Annotated in this window: 17 protein-coding genes; 13 read left to right on the top strand and 4 right to left on the bottom strand. The window is 33.8% G+C overall.

Going from position 1 to position 15,768, the window contains the following annotated elements; genetic code table 11:
* Positions 1–166 precede the first annotated feature (166 nt).
* The 3 genes from thiH to thiF are packed head-to-tail and all read right to left on the bottom strand — an operon-like array spanning position 167 to position 2,897.
* Positions 167–1,339 carry a 2-iminoacetate synthase ThiH gene (gene thiH, locus CIGNP109_RS00940; RefSeq protein ID WP_086227188.1) on the bottom strand — a complete coding sequence of 391 codons (1,173 nt, stop codon included), beginning with the start codon at positions 1,337–1,339 and terminating at the stop codon, positions 167–169.
* Positions 1,340–2,101: a thiazole synthase gene (locus CIGNP109_RS00945; protein ID WP_086227855.1), complete on the bottom strand. Its 762-nt coding sequence runs from the start codon at positions 2,099–2,101 to the stop codon at positions 1,340–1,342.
* Complete coding sequence (gene thiF, locus CIGNP109_RS00950) at positions 2,094–2,897, bottom strand: sulfur carrier protein ThiS adenylyltransferase ThiF (protein WP_086224661.1); 804 nt, start codon at positions 2,895–2,897, stop codon at positions 2,094–2,096. Before thiF ends, CIGNP109_RS00945 begins: the two co-directional genes overlap by 8 nt.
* A 126-nt stretch (positions 2,898–3,023) precedes the next feature.
* Between thiF and CIGNP109_RS00955 the strand changes: the two genes are divergently transcribed.
* The 5 genes from CIGNP109_RS00955 to CIGNP109_RS00975 are packed head-to-tail and all read left to right on the top strand — an operon-like array spanning position 3,024 to position 8,295.
* On the top strand, positions 3,024–4,397 hold the full coding sequence (locus CIGNP109_RS00955) for a phosphomannomutase/phosphoglucomutase (protein WP_086227856.1): 1,374 nt from the start codon (positions 3,024–3,026) through the stop codon (positions 4,395–4,397).
* Positions 4,390–5,067 carry a 7-cyano-7-deazaguanine synthase QueC gene (gene queC / locus CIGNP109_RS00960; RefSeq protein WP_086227857.1) on the top strand — a complete coding sequence of 226 codons (678 nt, stop codon included), beginning with the start codon at positions 4,390–4,392 and terminating at the stop codon, positions 5,065–5,067. The genes CIGNP109_RS00955 and queC overlap by 8 nt, the downstream gene beginning before the upstream one ends.
* A gap of 3 nt (positions 5,068–5,070) precedes the next feature.
* Positions 5,071–6,360: a glutamate--tRNA ligase gene (gene gltX / locus CIGNP109_RS00965; RefSeq protein WP_086227858.1), complete on the top strand. Its 1,290-nt coding sequence runs from the start codon at positions 5,071–5,073 to the stop codon at positions 6,358–6,360.
* On the top strand, positions 6,357–6,656 hold the full coding sequence (locus tag CIGNP109_RS00970; protein ID WP_086224214.1) for a YggT family protein: 300 nt from the start codon (positions 6,357–6,359) through the stop codon (positions 6,654–6,656). Before gltX ends, CIGNP109_RS00970 begins: the two co-directional genes overlap by 4 nt.
* On the top strand, positions 6,634–8,295 hold the full coding sequence (locus CIGNP109_RS00975) for a lytic transglycosylase domain-containing protein (protein ID WP_086227859.1): 1,662 nt from the start codon (positions 6,634–6,636) through the stop codon (positions 8,293–8,295). The genes CIGNP109_RS00970 and CIGNP109_RS00975 overlap by 23 nt, the downstream gene beginning before the upstream one ends.
* 39 nt (positions 8,296–8,334) lie before the next feature.
* Here the strand turns inward: CIGNP109_RS00975 and CIGNP109_RS00980 are convergent, their stop codons facing one another.
* Positions 8,335–8,805: a hypothetical protein gene (locus CIGNP109_RS00980; protein WP_086227181.1), complete on the bottom strand. Its 471-nt coding sequence runs from the start codon at positions 8,803–8,805 to the stop codon at positions 8,335–8,337.
* Positions 8,806–8,990: 185 nt separating this feature from the next.
* Here CIGNP109_RS00980 and CIGNP109_RS00985 point away from each other — a divergent pair, with 185 nt between their 5' ends.
* The 8 genes from CIGNP109_RS00985 to CIGNP109_RS01020 are packed head-to-tail and all read left to right on the top strand — an operon-like array spanning position 8,991 to position 15,728.
* Complete coding sequence (locus CIGNP109_RS00985) at positions 8,991–9,944, top strand: NAD(P)-binding domain-containing protein (protein WP_086224218.1); 954 nt, start codon at positions 8,991–8,993, stop codon at positions 9,942–9,944.
* Between the two features lie 2 nt (positions 9,945–9,946).
* On the top strand, positions 9,947–11,479 hold the full coding sequence (locus CIGNP109_RS00990; protein WP_086227860.1) for a hypothetical protein: 1,533 nt from the start codon (positions 9,947–9,949) through the stop codon (positions 11,477–11,479).
* Positions 11,466–12,167 (top strand): tRNA1(Val) (adenine(37)-N6)-methyltransferase, encoded by a 702-nt coding sequence (locus CIGNP109_RS00995; protein WP_086227861.1) that lies wholly within the window; start codon positions 11,466–11,468, stop codon positions 12,165–12,167. Before CIGNP109_RS00990 ends, CIGNP109_RS00995 begins: the two co-directional genes overlap by 14 nt.
* Positions 12,161–12,532, top strand: a complete 372-nt coding sequence (locus CIGNP109_RS01000; RefSeq protein ID WP_086227862.1) for a YkgJ family cysteine cluster protein — start codon at positions 12,161–12,163, stop codon at positions 12,530–12,532. The genes CIGNP109_RS00995 and CIGNP109_RS01000 overlap by 7 nt, the downstream gene beginning before the upstream one ends.
* Positions 12,508–13,749, top strand: coding sequence for a tetratricopeptide repeat protein (locus tag CIGNP109_RS01005; protein WP_141081039.1), 1,242 nt, complete (start codon positions 12,508–12,510; stop codon positions 13,747–13,749). The genes CIGNP109_RS01000 and CIGNP109_RS01005 overlap by 25 nt, the downstream gene beginning before the upstream one ends.
* A complete protein-coding gene (trpC, locus tag CIGNP109_RS01010; RefSeq protein WP_086227864.1) occupies positions 13,746–14,519 on the top strand; it encodes an indole-3-glycerol phosphate synthase TrpC in 774 nt (257 codons plus the stop codon). Before CIGNP109_RS01005 ends, trpC begins: the two co-directional genes overlap by 4 nt.
* Positions 14,516–15,025: an HIT family protein gene (locus CIGNP109_RS01015; RefSeq protein WP_086227176.1), complete on the top strand. Its 510-nt coding sequence runs from the start codon at positions 14,516–14,518 to the stop codon at positions 15,023–15,025. Before trpC ends, CIGNP109_RS01015 begins: the two co-directional genes overlap by 4 nt.
* Positions 15,000–15,728, top strand: a complete 729-nt coding sequence (locus tag CIGNP109_RS01020) for a YaaA family protein (protein WP_086227865.1) — start codon at positions 15,000–15,002, stop codon at positions 15,726–15,728. The genes CIGNP109_RS01015 and CIGNP109_RS01020 overlap by 26 nt, the downstream gene beginning before the upstream one ends.
* Positions 15,729–15,768: the final 40 nt, after the last annotated feature.

Genomic DNA, 15,768 nt, shown 5'->3' on the forward strand with positions numbered 1-15,768 from the left:
TATTTAAAATATTACTAACTAGTAGGTTAGCTAGTAATGATTGGTTAAAAGTTTAAGCTAAAATATTTAGCCTTGTTTAAATATTTTTCTAAAAATTGCTTTAATTTTAGCTGTCATTGCGCTAAAAGGGCATTGACTACCATCTAAAATTGGGTCGTTATTCATTTTATTCTCCTGTGTATATATAATCACTCATTACTGGTGTTAAACCAGCATTTTTGATAGCGATTTTCATTTGATTGACATCTCTATTATCGCTTATTTCAAATTGTCCATCACCCTTGCTTTCATCATCTTTGCCACCGTGTTCGCCGATAGCTACGCTTACTCCGGCTGAGACTTTAGTGACGCCAAGAGCTATGGCATGATCTCTAAAATACGCACTCTCACGGCTACTAAGCGTTATATTGGCGTATGGTAAAAACAGTCTATAAGCAGCGATCACTTGTAATAAGGCTCGTTCGGTTACATCTCGTGGGTTTATCTTATTGTTATTGATAATCGGTCTTAGGCGTGGAACGGAGATGGAAATTTCTGCGTGAGGGTATTTGGCTTGGATTAAGGATGCGTGAAGAGCGGTTGCCATAGCATCTTTGCGCCAGTCATCGATCCCAAGAAGTGCCGCAAATGCCACGCCACGCATACCGCCTATTAATGCTCTTTCTTGAGCGTTAAATCTATATGGAAAGACTCTTTTGTTGCCGTATAGATGAATTTTGCCATATTTTATAGGGTTATAAGTCTCTTGAAAAACGGTTACAAAATCCACGCCGTTATCGTGTAAAATAGCGTATTCATCGCTATTTAATGGATAAATTTCAACACCAACTATATCAAAATATTTTTTAGCTAATCTACAAGCGTTTGCGATATAATTTAGCGGTGTTTTGGTTTGGGATTCGCCTGTTAGGATGAGTATCTCTTTTAATCCGGTTTTAGCGATATTTTCTAGTTCTTTGATGATATCATTTTCGTCTAATTGCGCTCTTTTGATATCATTACCCACTTTAAATCCGCAATAAACGCAGTTATTATCGCAGTGATTTGCTATGTATTGCGGGGTAAAAAGATAGATATTTTTACCGAAATATCGCTCTTTGGTGGCTTTGGCTTTGGCTACCATCTCTTCAAGGAAATTAGCAGCTACTGGGCTTAAAAGGGCTTGTAGGTCTGTTAAATTTAGATTATCTTTATCTAAGGCTTTTTGGACATCAAAGGCACTGAATTTATCAAAATCCACATTTTGGCGTTCATTTAAAACCCTTAGCATTATATCGCTTTTGATCTGCTCTTGCGATGGTAGATAATCCATTGGGTCTGTTTTTTGTATGAATTTCATCTATTGTCCTAAAAATCCAGTTAGTGGCGAGCTAGCTTGAGCGGTATTTATAACTCTACCAAATTTAGCTAGATAGGCGTCTCTACCGGCTATAACGGCGTTTTTAAAGGCTCTTGCCATGGCTCTTATATCACCAGCTGTGGCAATAGCGGTATTTACCATCACAGCAGCGCAACCCATCTCCATAGCCTCGCACGCTTGGCTAGGGCGGCCGATACCGGCATCTACGATGATTGGTAGGTCTATTTCATCTATTAAAATTTGGATTATATCTTTATTGCTTAGGCCTTTATTTGATCCGATTGGTGCGGCTAAGGGCATGATGGCTGCTGCGCCGGCATTTGCCATATCTCTAGCAGCGACTAGGTCTGGCATCATATAAGCAAGTGGGATAAAGCCATCACTAGCTAAAAGCTCAACGGCTTTTAATGTTTGATAGTTATCAGGTAGTAGGAATTTGCTATCTCTAATTACTTCTATTTTTATCATATCGCCACAGCCAAGCTCTCTGCCTAAACGGGCGATTCTAAGGGCTTCACTAGCGTCTCTAGCACCACTTGTGTTTGGTAGTAGGGTGATATTTTGGGGGATAAATTTGGTTATGCTTATATCGCTATCTTTATTTACTCTGCGGATTGCTAGGGTGATGATTTGAGCGTTTGCTTCTTCTATACAAGCGGTGATTAGCTCGGGGTCAAATTTGCCACTTCCCATAATAAATCTAGAATCAAATAGCCTTCCGCCTAAATTTAGTTTATCCATTATCTTTTACTCGCTTTATTAAAATATCTAAAATTTGATTTGCTTGTTTCATAGCACAGATACCGACCCTTGGAGCCATAAGGCCATTTCCTATGCTAGCAGCACTTTTTAAATCTCCGCAGATATAGAGGTTTTTAGCCATTTGGATTGTTTTGATATCATCGCTTCTACCATATCCTGCCATGCCGCTTGCGGCGACTATAATTTTGTTTTTGAGATTGTTTATAAGCATAGCTTTGGCTTTAGGATTATCAAAGCATTCAGCGACTATATCATAGTTTTGAAATACTAAATTTATATTGTTTTCATCTAGTTTTATGGTCTCTATCTCTACGCTTACAAATGGATTAATTTTGGCGATTATATCTGCTAGAGCTTGGGTTTTGTATTTGCCAAGGTCATCTATGAAGTATTGTTGGCGATTTAAATTTGATGGATCTACGGTATCGAAATCGACTAATTTTAAAGAGCTTACCCCAACTCTAGCTAAGGCTATAGCCACGCTACTACCAAGGCCACCAAGCCCAGCTATACCGACTTTAGCGCTATCAAGAGCGATATTTACCTCAGGGCTATTTCTAGCTCTCATCATCTCTTTTAAGCACTCTTTTGGCGGAAGCTCGCCTTTGTTTATAAAAACTACGCTATCACCATCGCTTAGCTCTAAATCATCATTAGTAGCAAAGCCTTTATATATGGTAATCACGCTATCATCAAAGCCAAGCTCAGCTCGCAACTGAGAAAGTGTGTTGGAATTTACATTTTTTGTGATTGAATTTACTATTATCTGTTTCATAGGTGTGATTATAACCAAAAAAGACAAAATAGCTATTAAATGCGTATTAAAATTTATAAAATTTAAACTAATGATTATAAAAATTTGGCTAGAATTCTCGCCTTATTATTGATTTAAGGCTAAAATATGTTTGATTCTATATTTAGAGAGTATGATATAAGAGGAATTTACCAAAAAGATTTAAATGAGCAAAGCGTCAAAGCAATAGGAATATGCCTTGGCAATGTGATGAAAAGCCGTGGAGTAAAGAGTGTAAGCGTAGGATATGATGCTAGGGTTTCGGCTATGGATTTATTTGGGTATTTAGTGAGTGGATTTAATGCGGCTGGGCTTGAGATTTATGATATTGGGATGTTGCCTACGCCGGTTGGGTATTTTAGCGTTTTTACGGATAAATTTGATGCTAATGTGATGATAACTGGTAGCCATAATCCAAAGGAGTATAATGGATTTAAGATTACGATTAAAAAAGATAGCTATTTTGGTGATGATTTACAAGCTTTAAAAGATGCCGTTAATAAATTTATAGCTAGTGGTGGAGTGGTTAAAGATAATTTTAGTGCTATTAAATTTGATATTTTAAGCTCATATGTGGATTTTTATGCTAAGGAATTTTCGCATCTTAAAGGGCTAAAGACAAAGATTATTTGCGATGCGGGAAATGGCGTAGCGGGTATAACTCTAATGCCTATAGCTAAGGCGCTTGGGCTGGAGTTTAATGTGCTATATCCAGAGCCTGATGGAGAGTTTCCAAATCACCATCCAGATCCTAGTGAAGAGAAGAATATAAAAGAGCTAAAAGAGGCTTTGAAAAATGGCTATGATATTGGGTTTGGATTTGATGGGGATGCTGATAGGATAGCGGTTTTAACGCCAAAACGCACGATAAAAGGGGATGATTTAGCCTATTTGTATGCTAAAAATATGAAAAATCCTAGAGTTTTAGGCGAGGTCAAATGTAGTCAAAATATGTATGATGAGATAGATAAAATCGGTAAAAGCTTCATGGGCAAAACCGGTCATAGCAATATCAAAAAAGCTATGAAAGAGTTAAATATCGATATGGCGGCTGAAGTGAGTGGGCATATATTTTTCAAAGAGAGATTTTTTGGTTTTGATGATGGGGTATATGCGATGATAAGGGTGCTTGAGCTAATAGCAAATGGATTTGATTTGGACGGGGAGTTAGATAAATTACCTAAGCTATATTCAACTGATGAGATGAAGATAAAAGCCGATGATGAGAGTAAATTTAAGATTATAGAGGCGTTAAAAATTGAGTTAAATAGAGCTGATAATGGGCTACCAAAGATAGTTGATATTATCGATATTGATGGGGTAAGAATTAAATTTGAAAATGGCTGGGGATTAGTAAGAGCGTCTAATACAACTCCTGTGATAGTAACTAGATTTGAAGCAAATTCAGAGCAAAATATGCTAGAAATTCAAAATGGCGTTATAGCTTTGGTAGATAAAATTATGGCTAATATCAATGCGTAGGGCTTTGTGTATTATAAGTGGCGGTATGGATAGCGCAGTAGCAGCTAGCATCGCTAAGAGTGAGGGCTATGAGATTGTGGGGTTACATTTTGATTACTCTCAAAGAACAATGCTAAAAGAGCGTGAGTGCTTTGATAAAATTTGCGATGATTTAGGGATTATTGATAGATTTGTGATTAATGCGGATTTTATAGCTAGTGTTGGTGGGAATTCTCTCACTGATAAAAGCATTGAAATTCCAAAAAACTCACTAAATGATAAGGAGTTGCCAAATACCTATGTTGCCTTTAGAAATGGGATTTTTATCTCTATTGGTGCGAGTGTGGCTCAGGTGAGAAATTGCGAGGCTATATATATGGGACTAGTAGAGGCTGATAGTAGTGGCTATCCAGATTGTCGGCTTGAGTTTTTAAAAGCGATGAATAGAGCGGTGAATTTAGGTACTGGATGTGAGTTTGTCTTTAAAGCACCTTTAATTGGGTTATCAAAATCGCAAATAGTCTCTAAGGCTTATGAGCTTGGTGTGAATCTAGCTAATACTTGGAGTTGCTATGAGAGCGGGGACGCTGCTTGTGGGGAGTGTGATAGCTGTCTATTAAGACTAAAAGGGTTTAGAGATAGTGGAAAAATCGACCCTATAGAGTATAAAAAAATTAAATTTAAGGATTAAGATATGTATCGTTTTGCGCCATCGCCAACAGGTGATATGCATATTGGGAATTTAAGAGTTGCTATATTAAATTATATATCTTCACTTCAAGATAAGAGTGGCTTTATACTTCGTATAGAAGATACTGATAAAGAGAGAAATATAGAGGGCAAAGATAAAGAGATAATGGAGATTTTAAAGAAATTTGGGATTAAATGGGATACCCTTTATTATCAAAGCCAAAATCTTAAATTTCATCAAGAGTTTGGGGCGAAGCTTTTAATAGATAAGAAAGCTTTTTTGTGTTTTTGTGATGATGAGACACTAGAGAAAAAGAGAGAAGAAGCCGCTAGAAATGGCATAGCATATAGATATGATGGGAGTTGTGAAAACTTAAGCGATGAAGAGATTTTAAACAATCCACGCCCAGCGGCTTTGAGGCTAAAAGCACCTAAAACAACACAAAAATTTGTTGATAAGATTAAAGGCGAGATAGTGTTTGAGCCTGAAAATATCGATAGCTTTGTGCTATTAAGAGCTGATAAAACTCCTACATATAACTTCGCTTGTGCGATTGATGATATGCTTGAGGGTGTAACTATGATAATTAGGGGCGAAGATCATGTAAGCAATACTCCAAAGCAAAATTTGATTAGAGAAGCCCTAGGATATACTCAAGAGATAAGCTACGCTCACTTGCCTATAATCCTAAATATGGATGGTAAAAAGATGAGCAAAAGGGATAATAGCTCTTCTGTTAGTTATCTTTTGGATAAGGGTTATATGCCTGAGGCGATAGCAAATTATCTAATATTAATAGGCAATAAAACGCCGTGTGAAATCTTTACTATTCAAGAGGCTGCTAGTTGGTTTGATATAAGCAATATTTCACGCTCACCAGCTAAATTTAGCGAAGAAAAGCTCGCTCAAATCAATAGAGAGCATATCAAACTCGCTAGTGATGATAGGCTAGTTGAGCTTGGATTTAGCTCGCCAGATTTAGCTAGATTCTATACTCAAGAAAGTAGCTTAATCCCTGAAATAATAGCCAAAATTGACGCTATTAACTCAGCCAAAATTATCCCACCACAATGGCAAAAAGAAGCAGATGAGATAAGAAAAGTTATCTTAAATATGCAAATTCCACATAGCTTTGATGAACTTAAAATTGTGATATCTGATGAGACAAATTTAAAAGGTAAATCGCTATTTATGCCACTTAGATTGCTTTTAACGGGCGCTGAGCATGGCCCAGAGCTTAAAGATCTATATCCATTGATAAGATCTGATATTAAGGAGATTGTAGCCAAATGACGATTTTATCCCATTTTATAATATCAGTGGTTGATATTTTAGAAATAGTAATAAGAGCTTATACATTTATAATCATAGCTGCAGCGCTTGTGAGCTGGGTAAGACCAGATCCATTTAATCCTATTGTCCAGTTACTTTATCGCCTTAGCGCCCCAGCGTATAATCTCATAAGAAAGCTTAGAATTCCAACAGTTTTTGGTGGGATCGATATAGCGCCTATTATAATACTTCTTGCTTTGGAGTTTATAAGTAGATTTGTATTAGGATATATCCGTGCGTTGGCTTATCAAATTTAGTCTATTTTTAACTTTTTTGGTTATACCGCTTTGGGCTAGTGTGCCAAGCTATGAGAATTTAAAAACAGCACCAAAAGGACTAGTCAAGGATTATTATATATATAGATTTGCTAATGAAAAAAAAGCTAGCAAGGCTCAACTAAAGAAATTACAAGGGCAGATTTTTCGCTATCAAGGTAGCATTAAAGCGCTTTTTGATAAAAAAATTGGCCCTATAAAAGAGAAAGTAGCTGATTGTTCTAAATATAATTTTAACAATATTCATACTGCTAATTGGACATGTCAAAATATGGTTATAAGCGCTAGATTTATAAACTCTTTAATGCCTAGCCAAAGGGCAGATTTAGTAACACGCTTAAAAACTAGTGGTTCTAAATTTGTAAATTATATTCAAGGATTTAATACAGCAGACCCACTAGCTTATTATATAGCAGTTGGTGATCCGGTTGGATATTTTAGACACTACGCAGCCGCTAAAAATAAAGAAGAGTTTTTAAATACCTACATTCCAAGTGTAAAATTAATCACAAATAGCCTAAATCATTGGCAATTTAAATCAATTGTTCAAGACTCCGTAATTAACAAAAAAAATGCCAAATTTCGTAGTAGTTTATTAGGAGTTAGTGCTGAGCTACTCAATAGCGATATGGCATTTATATTTGGGTTAAATGCGATTTTATTGCATAATGAGAGTAGGGCAGTGGAGTTTTTTAAAGTAGCTGCTACAAAATCCAAATTTGCTAGCAATAAAGATAATGCTAATTTTTGGATATATCTAATTACTAAAGATGAGAATATTTTAGAACAGATTGCTAAAAGTGCTGATATCAATATCTATAGCCTTTACGCTAGGGAATTTACTAGTGGTGAAAAGATTAAAATAGCAGTACCAAGGCCAGCTACAAAAGAGTTATTAAAATATGATTATACCGACCCATTTACATGGCAACGCACAAGAGAGAAAGTAGCTAAAATGCCAAGCTCTGAGCTAATCTCATATGCTTCTAGATTTTATACTCAAAGCACCCTTGGAGAGTATAGCTATATAATGGAAAGAGCGCATAATCATAAAATTCACTTCTATCCGATGCCATTTATGGAATACATTGGTACAAAAGATATCAGGCGGCAAGCACTGATTTTAGCCCTTGCTAGACAAGAGAGTAGATTTGTACCTAGTGCGATATCTACTTCATACGCTCTTGGGATGATGCAATTTATGCCGTTTTTGGCTAAAGATATAGCTGCTAAACTTGAAATGAATAAATTTGATATTGATGATATGTTTAAGCCGCAAATTGCTTATAAATTTGCAAATTTCCACTTAGATTATTTAGAAAATTATCTATATAATCCGCTATTTATAGCATATGCTTATAATGGTGGAATCGGCTTTACTAAGCGAATGCTACTGCGTGGGGATCTATTTGAGCGTAAGGGTGAATATAGCAGATATGAGCCATTTTTGTCTATGGATTTAGTGCCGTATGCTGAGAGTAGGATTTATGGTAAAAAGGTTTTGGCTAATTATATAATATATCTTGCTGCTCTTGGTAAAAGTACTAAAATATCGCACTTTTTTGACAATGTTTTAATCCCTGAGTTAAGCGATGGATTTAGGCCAAAGGTAAGCTTTTAGGCTTGCCTTTGTTTGGTTTTTAGTTTTAAATTTGTAAATTTATCTAGTATGCCAGTAGAGTGAGCGGGCGACTTTTTGGAAATTTAGCGTAGCTGTAGTGTTGTTATCTAGAGTGATATTTACGCTTAGGATATTTGATTTTTGAGTTGGAATAGTGGCTTTATAATAATTACTCCAAGGTATGGTCATCGAAACTAAAGTAGAGAGTTTATCATCTTTTTCTAGTTTAGTTAGTGTAGTATCAATTGAATTTATAGTTACAGATTTTGGAGTTAAATTTTGTGGATAGATTGATACTATAAAGGTATCAAAATCTTGCATATCAGTAGTAAATTCTCCTTGATATATTGGATTTAGGTAGGTAGCAACTAGTAATATTTCAGCAGAGTTGTGTTTTTGCGTATAGGCTAATAATTCGTTTTTAAGATTAGCATCTGAGTGAAGTGAGCTTTTTCCCCAGCAACCAGCCAACATTAATGAAATGATAAGAAAGGTGAGGTTTTTTAACATTTTTTTCCTTTTTTGCTAAATTATACCATTTATATGTTTAATCTTTAAATTGTATTGTATTTATTTAATTAAAATATATTTTGAATTTATCTAGTAATTTACTTTTAAAAATCAATAGTAATTTAAGTTGAATTTAGATATATTTAATATTTTATGTTTTAAAAATATAATAAATGGAGAAAAATATGGAAAATTTATATGATGTGGTAGTCATTGGTGGCGGTCCTTTTGGTATTGCTTCAGTAGTTGAGGCTAAAAAAGCAGGATTTAAAAATGTTCTTCTTTTAGAAAAAGGCGATAATCACTCTCAAACAATTCGCAAATTCTACAAAGATGGTAAGCGTGTAGATAAGGTTTATAAAGGTTTAGAGAGCGAGACAAGAGGCTGCGTAGAGTTCTTTGATGGAACAAAAGAAAGCACATTAAATTATTTTGATAAATTGCTTGATGATGGCGATATTGAAGCAGTTTTTAATGCTGAGGTTGAAAGTGTAAAAAAAGATGGCGATCTGCTAATTGTAACTACAGCAAAAGGCGTATTTAAAGCTAAAAATGTAATGGTTGGTATAGGTAGAATGGGTAAACCAAATAAGCCAGAATATAAAATTCCACCTTCATTAATCCAAGTTGTAAATTATAATTTAAATAATTGTAATTGCGGTGAAAAAATCATTGTAGTAGGTGGCGGAAACTCAGCAGCTGAATATGCTGTAGATTTAAGCGGTTGCAATGATGTAACGCTAAATTACAGAAGATCTACATTTACTAGATTAAATGATATAAATCTAGCTGCTGTAGAAGATAGCGCAAGAGATGGCAAGCTAACTTTAAAATTAGGTGTAGATATTACAGGTATAGAAAATGATAATGGTAAAGTATCAGTAAGCTATAGCGATGGAAGTGTAGTTATATATGATAGAATTATATATGCAATTGGCGGTTCAACTCCGGTTGATTTTTTACAAAAATGTGGTATAGAGCTTGATAGCGATACTAAGCCAATCGTAGATGAAAATTTACAAACTAATGTAAAAGGCCTATATGTAGGTGGTGATATCGCTAGTAAAAATGGAGCTAGCATTGTATCAGCACTAAATGATGCACATAAAATTATTAATTATATAATAAATAAGGCGTAATAGTGAGTAAAATTTGGTATTTTCTAGTTGGCGCATTGCTAGTTGGCTGCGGAGATGATAAGCAAGTTAGCTTTGATGATTTAAGCCCTAGCGAACAAAATAGATATGTCTTAAAATCTGAATATGAGGCACTTGGGGATTATTTTTCGTGGCTTGAGGTGCGTGGTAATAATATCCAAAGTGATGTCCTAGAGATACCAAATGAGCCAAATTTGCTCAAACATAACCTAGAGATTGCAATTCGTGATAATAGGGTTTTATTAAGTGATAATACTCAGTTGATGCGGCAAAATTTAGAGCTAGCAAAAGAGGTTGAAAGCCAAAAAATAGCTCTAATAAATGCTGATAAAAATGCTCAAAATAACTATAATGAAGCCTTGCAATCTGTGCAAGCTCAGCACCAAGAAAATATCAACGAATTAACAAAAAGAATAAATGAATTACAGGCTCAAAGTATAGAGAGTATCAAAAAATATGAAGAGAAAATTGTAAATTTAGAAAGTAATGTTGATGAGTTAAACTCTAAACTTCAAAAGTCTAAAATCGTAGCTGATGAGATGGTAAAAAATAGCGCTATGAAAGAGAAGCTAGAAAATCAAAATCTTCAAAATAGTAATCAAAAATTAAGTGATGAAATAGCAGCACTTAAGGCACAAAATTTAAAAGCCAATAGTGAGGCTAATAGTAATTTAAGTGCAAAAGAAAAGGAGATAAATACGCTAAAAAAAGAGATAACTAGCAAAAATGAGGAGATAAATCAACTTATGCATTCTCAAACTCTAGCACTTATTGATCTTCAAAACCAAAATGCCAAAAATGTAAGCGAACTCCAAGCGCAAATCGATAGGCAAAGGAGTGAATATTTTAATGAATTAAATAGTAAAAACTCAGAGATAAAAAAACTAAATTTAACTATAAAAAATATAAATGATAATAAAGAAAAAGAGCTAAAAGAGCTCAAAAAAGATCTACAAAATAGCTATAAAACGACTCAAACTGCAAGCGATAAAAAGATAAAAGAGCAGTATGAAAAGAGTCTAAAAGATCAAAATATGACAATTGCTAGCTTAAATGCAAAACTAGTAAATCAAGAGATTAATTATAAAAAAGAGTTAAAAAATAAAGAAAAAGAGTATAAAGATTCAATAATTGATTTAAGAAAAAAGATTGAATTTAATATAAGAGACGCCAATAAAAGCGCACAAAAAATAGATGAACTAGAGAAAAAAACAGCCAGTAAGGATAAAGAGATAGAACGCTTAAAATCGCAAATTTTAAGCCTAAAAAGCGATATGAATAACACTAAAAAGCTGGCAAATTATGAGCTATTAAACTCAAAAATTACAGACTTAGAGATTAAAAATAGTGAGTTAAACTCACAAATTGCAACTATTATAAAAAAAGCTAAAGATACTATTGAAATGAATAAAAAAGAGCATAGTAAAGAGATAGAAAATCAAAAAAAATATTATGAAGAGTTAATAAAAAATATCAAAACCCAAGAGATAAATAGAGATAATAATGAGTCAGCTTGAGCTTTATCAGCTTGAAAATGGGTATAGATATAATAGCGATACTCTATTTTTATATGATTTTATCAGCGCTAGCAAGCTTAGGGGTGATATTTTAGATGTTGGATGCGGATGTGGGATTTTAGGGCTTTTGGTTGCTCGTGATAGCAGCGTAATCTTAAAAGGTATAGATATAAACCCTATAAATGTACAAATTAGCCAGTATAATGCTAGTGTAAATGGTATTACTGCAGAGTTTATCACAGGAGATTTTAGCGAGTTTAAAAGTGAGATTAAATTTGATTTTATCATCTCTAATCCGCCATTTTATCACTTTGGAGTAACAAAAAGCCAAAATAAACATATAGCAAACTCAAGATATAATGACTCTTTAAGTCTTGAGCAATTTTTAGCTGGGGCTAATAGAAATCTAAAACCAAAAGGTGTGCTATATTTTTGCTATGATGCAAAGCAAATTGGATGGATTTTAGCATTATTGGTTAAATTTAAACTAAATTTAACAAAGCTTAGATTTGTCCATTCTAAAAGAGGTCAAAACGCTAAACTAGCACTATTTGAGACTAAAAAAAGCAGTAAATCTATGTGTGAGATTTTGCCACCTTTGGTGGTTTTTGATGGGGATGAATTTAGCATAGAGACAAAAGAGATTTTTAAAAAAGCAAATACTATAAGTAAGGTTTATAAGTGTTAAGGCAAGATGGGTTTAATTATGAGTTTAACTCTAGCAAATGCGATGAGTGCGGTGGTAAATGCTGCACTGGCGAGAGTGGGTATATATGGATTAATGAAGATGAGATTGGAGCTTTGGGTGAGTATTTAGGCTATAAGCCAGAGCTTATTAAAGAGATATTTTTAGAAAAATTTTATAATAAGTATAGTATTAAAGAAAAACCATATCAAAATGGCTGGGCGTGTATATTCTTTGATGAGAAAAATAACAATTGCTCTATATATGAGTATAGACCTAAGCAGTGTAGAACCTTCCCATTTTGGGAGCATTTTAAAAAAAATTATAAAGAGTTGGAGATGGAATGTATTGGCGTAAGGCAGTTATAGCTTTAGCTTTTTTCTTGTGTGGTTGTGGAGTAGGTCAGCCACATTTTAGCACTATTTATGATGTAGAAGATAATAGCGATTTAGAGATTATCAACGCCTATTTGATGGTAGAAGATGGCGAGGTAGCTAAGGCTAGTGATTTATTCTATCAATTATATCAAAAGAGTCAAAATGAGGTCTTTTTAAAAGAGTCTGCTAAACTAGCTTTAAGTGCAAAATCAAATTCGTTATATAAATTAATGGATGAGCTAAAGGGCGATGATGCTCAAACGCTAAGGCTAAAAATCGGTTATGCTTTGTCAATTTATGAACTCAAAGAGGCTAAGCAGCTTGCTAAAAAGTTAATCAAAAAAGATAAAAGTAGCCAAAATTATATTTTATTAGCTAATATCTATGCTTTTGAAGATGATAAAAAGCGTGCTATGGAGCTATATAAAAAAGCCTATGAGATAGACCAAAGCGAAGATAATATGATACGTATAGTTAGCATTTTTAACGATTTCTTAGGCGATAGTGTTGGGGCTACTAAGATTGCAAATGAGTGGATAAATCAAAATGGTTGTGGTCAAAGAACTTGCTATGTCTTGCTAGATTTATACTCAAATTTAGCCGATTTTGATAATATGGTAAAAATTTATGAAAAGTTATATTTAGAAAATGAAGCTAGTCAGTATCTTGTTAATGCGCTTGAGATTTTGCTATATAAAGAGGATTTTAAAGAGGCCAAAAGAGTGCTTAAAAAGTATGAATTTAACGATGATTTGCTTTCGCAAATTTATGCTCAGCTAGGAGAATATAAAGAGGCCTATGCCTTAGCAGAGCAACTCTATGAGTTAACTGATAACAAAGATTATAAAGCCAAAATGGCGATATATAAGTATGAATTTAGCAAAACTAAAAATATAGAACAGATTATAAAGCTTTTTGAAGAGTCTGTTTATGAACTAGATAATTCAGTATATTATAATTATTATGGATATATATTAATCGACCATAATATTAACATCTCTAAAGGTCTGGAACTAGCATTAAAGGCTTATGAGCTAAATCCTAAGTCGCCATATATAATAGACTCAATAGCTTGGGGGTATTATAAGCTTAAAAAGTGTGATATGGCTATTGATTGGATCGAAAAAATCGGCGCTGAGTATTTGAAGCAAGATGAATTCAAATCTCATTACAATAAGATTACAAAGTGTATAAAAGGCAAAAAATGATATTAAATCAGATTATAGATAGAACCAAATTTGATCTTGAGAAGCAAAAACAGAAGCTACCATTTAATATATTACAAAAAGCCCTAAGCCACTCACGCAGCCCACTTGATCCGCTTAAAAGCCTTAAAGATGGGATAAATATCATAGCTGAAGTTAAAAAGGCAAGCCCTAGTAAGGGAGTTATAAGGGGTGATTTTGATCCACTGCAAATAGCTTTGGAGTATGAAAGAGCTGGAGCGTGGGCGATAAGCGTTTTATGTGAGCCACACTATTTTTTAGGTAGTATTGAGTATTTGGGATTGGTGCGTAGATTTGTAAATTTGCCTTTGCTTAGAAAGGATTTTATCATAGATAGATATCAGATTGCTCAAGCTAGAATTTATGGTGCGGATATGATTTTGTTGATTGCGAAGGCCTTAGATACAAAGAGCTTAATAGAGTTATCAAATTATGCTAATGAGTTAAATTTAACCGTATTAATGGAAATTCACGATGAAGAAGATTTAGAAAAAGCTTTACAAACTAATGCTAAACTTATAGGGATAAATCATAGAAATTTAAAAACCTTTGATATGGATATGGAGCTTAGCTTAAAGCTAAAAGAGCTCATACCATCAGATAGAGTGGTGGTGGCTGAGAGTGGATTATACTCATATAATCAGATTTTGAGCTTAAATCAAAATGGCATTAGGGGATTTTTGATAGGTGAGCATTTTATGCGTCAAGATGATATATACCAAGCGGTAATGGATATAAGGGGTGTTAAATGATAGATGAGTTTGCGCCGTGGAGAGCGGAGTATTTTTCTAGGCCAAAGGATTGTGAATGTGTCTTTTGTAAGATTGCTAATGAGAATAGAGATAGTGAGAATTTTATGCTATTTAGGGCTAAAAATTGCTTTGGTTTGATGAATAGATATCCATATACCTTGGGCGAATTTATGGTAATTCCATATGAGCATATAGATAATATTGAGAGCTTAGATACTCAAATTTGGTTAGAGATGAGTCAAATAGTCCAAATCGGTGTAGATGTGTTAAAGAGAGTTTTAAATGCTAATGGAGTCAATATCGGTATGAATTTAGGCGCAGCAGCTGGCGCTGGGATAGCTGAGCATATACACTATCATCTTGTCCCAAGATGGCAAAGAGATACAAATTTCATTACAACTATAGGATATACTAGAGTTCATGGAGTTCCATTTATGGAGCAATTTAAGAGCTTAAAAGATGAATTTCAAAGGCTAAGTTGTGAAAATACTATTTTCGCCAAGTGAGAGCAAAAAACCGACGCCAAATCCGCTTAAATCGGTTTTGATGGCTATAAATTGTGATAGAGATGAAATTTTAAATAGATATTATGAAATTTTAAATAGCAAAGATGAGAGAGCTTTAAGCGAGATTTTTGGGATTAAAGAGTCTAAAGAGATTGATAAAATAGCGAATTTATCAGCCCAAAATCTCTATCACAAGGCTGTGCTTTTGTATGATGGCGTGGCGTATGATGCTTTGGATTATCCAAGTTTAGATGAAAAATCAGCTAGATATATTGATGAGAATTTATTGATATTTTCTAATCTTTATGGGGTGTTAAGGGCTGGGGATTATGTTAAATTTTATAAGCTTAAACAAGGTCAAATGATAGGCGATATAGATAGTGTAAAGTATTATAAAACTAGGCTTAATACCGCTTTAGATGAGTTATTAGGTGGTGATGAGATATTGGATCTTAGGGCTGGATATTATGATAAGTTTTACTCTATTAAATCCCCATATATAACTATGAAATTCCTAAAAAATGGTAGAGCTATCAGCCACTTTGCTAAGCATTATCGAGGGATTATTTTGCGTTATTTGGCATTAAATGGGGCTAAGAGTTTTGATGAGTTGATGGAGATTAAATTTCCAAATTTAAATTTATCAAATATTATAAAGACAAAATTAAAAATTGAGTTAATTTTTGAAATTAATGGTGATTAAGATTAAGTTGTTTAAAATAGAGTATAATTTTGTAAATTCA

Origin of the sequence: Campylobacter sp. P0109, from assembly GCF_002138755.1 — a bacterium.
GTDB lineage: Bacteria > Campylobacterota > Campylobacteria > Campylobacterales > Campylobacteraceae > Campylobacter > Campylobacter devanensis.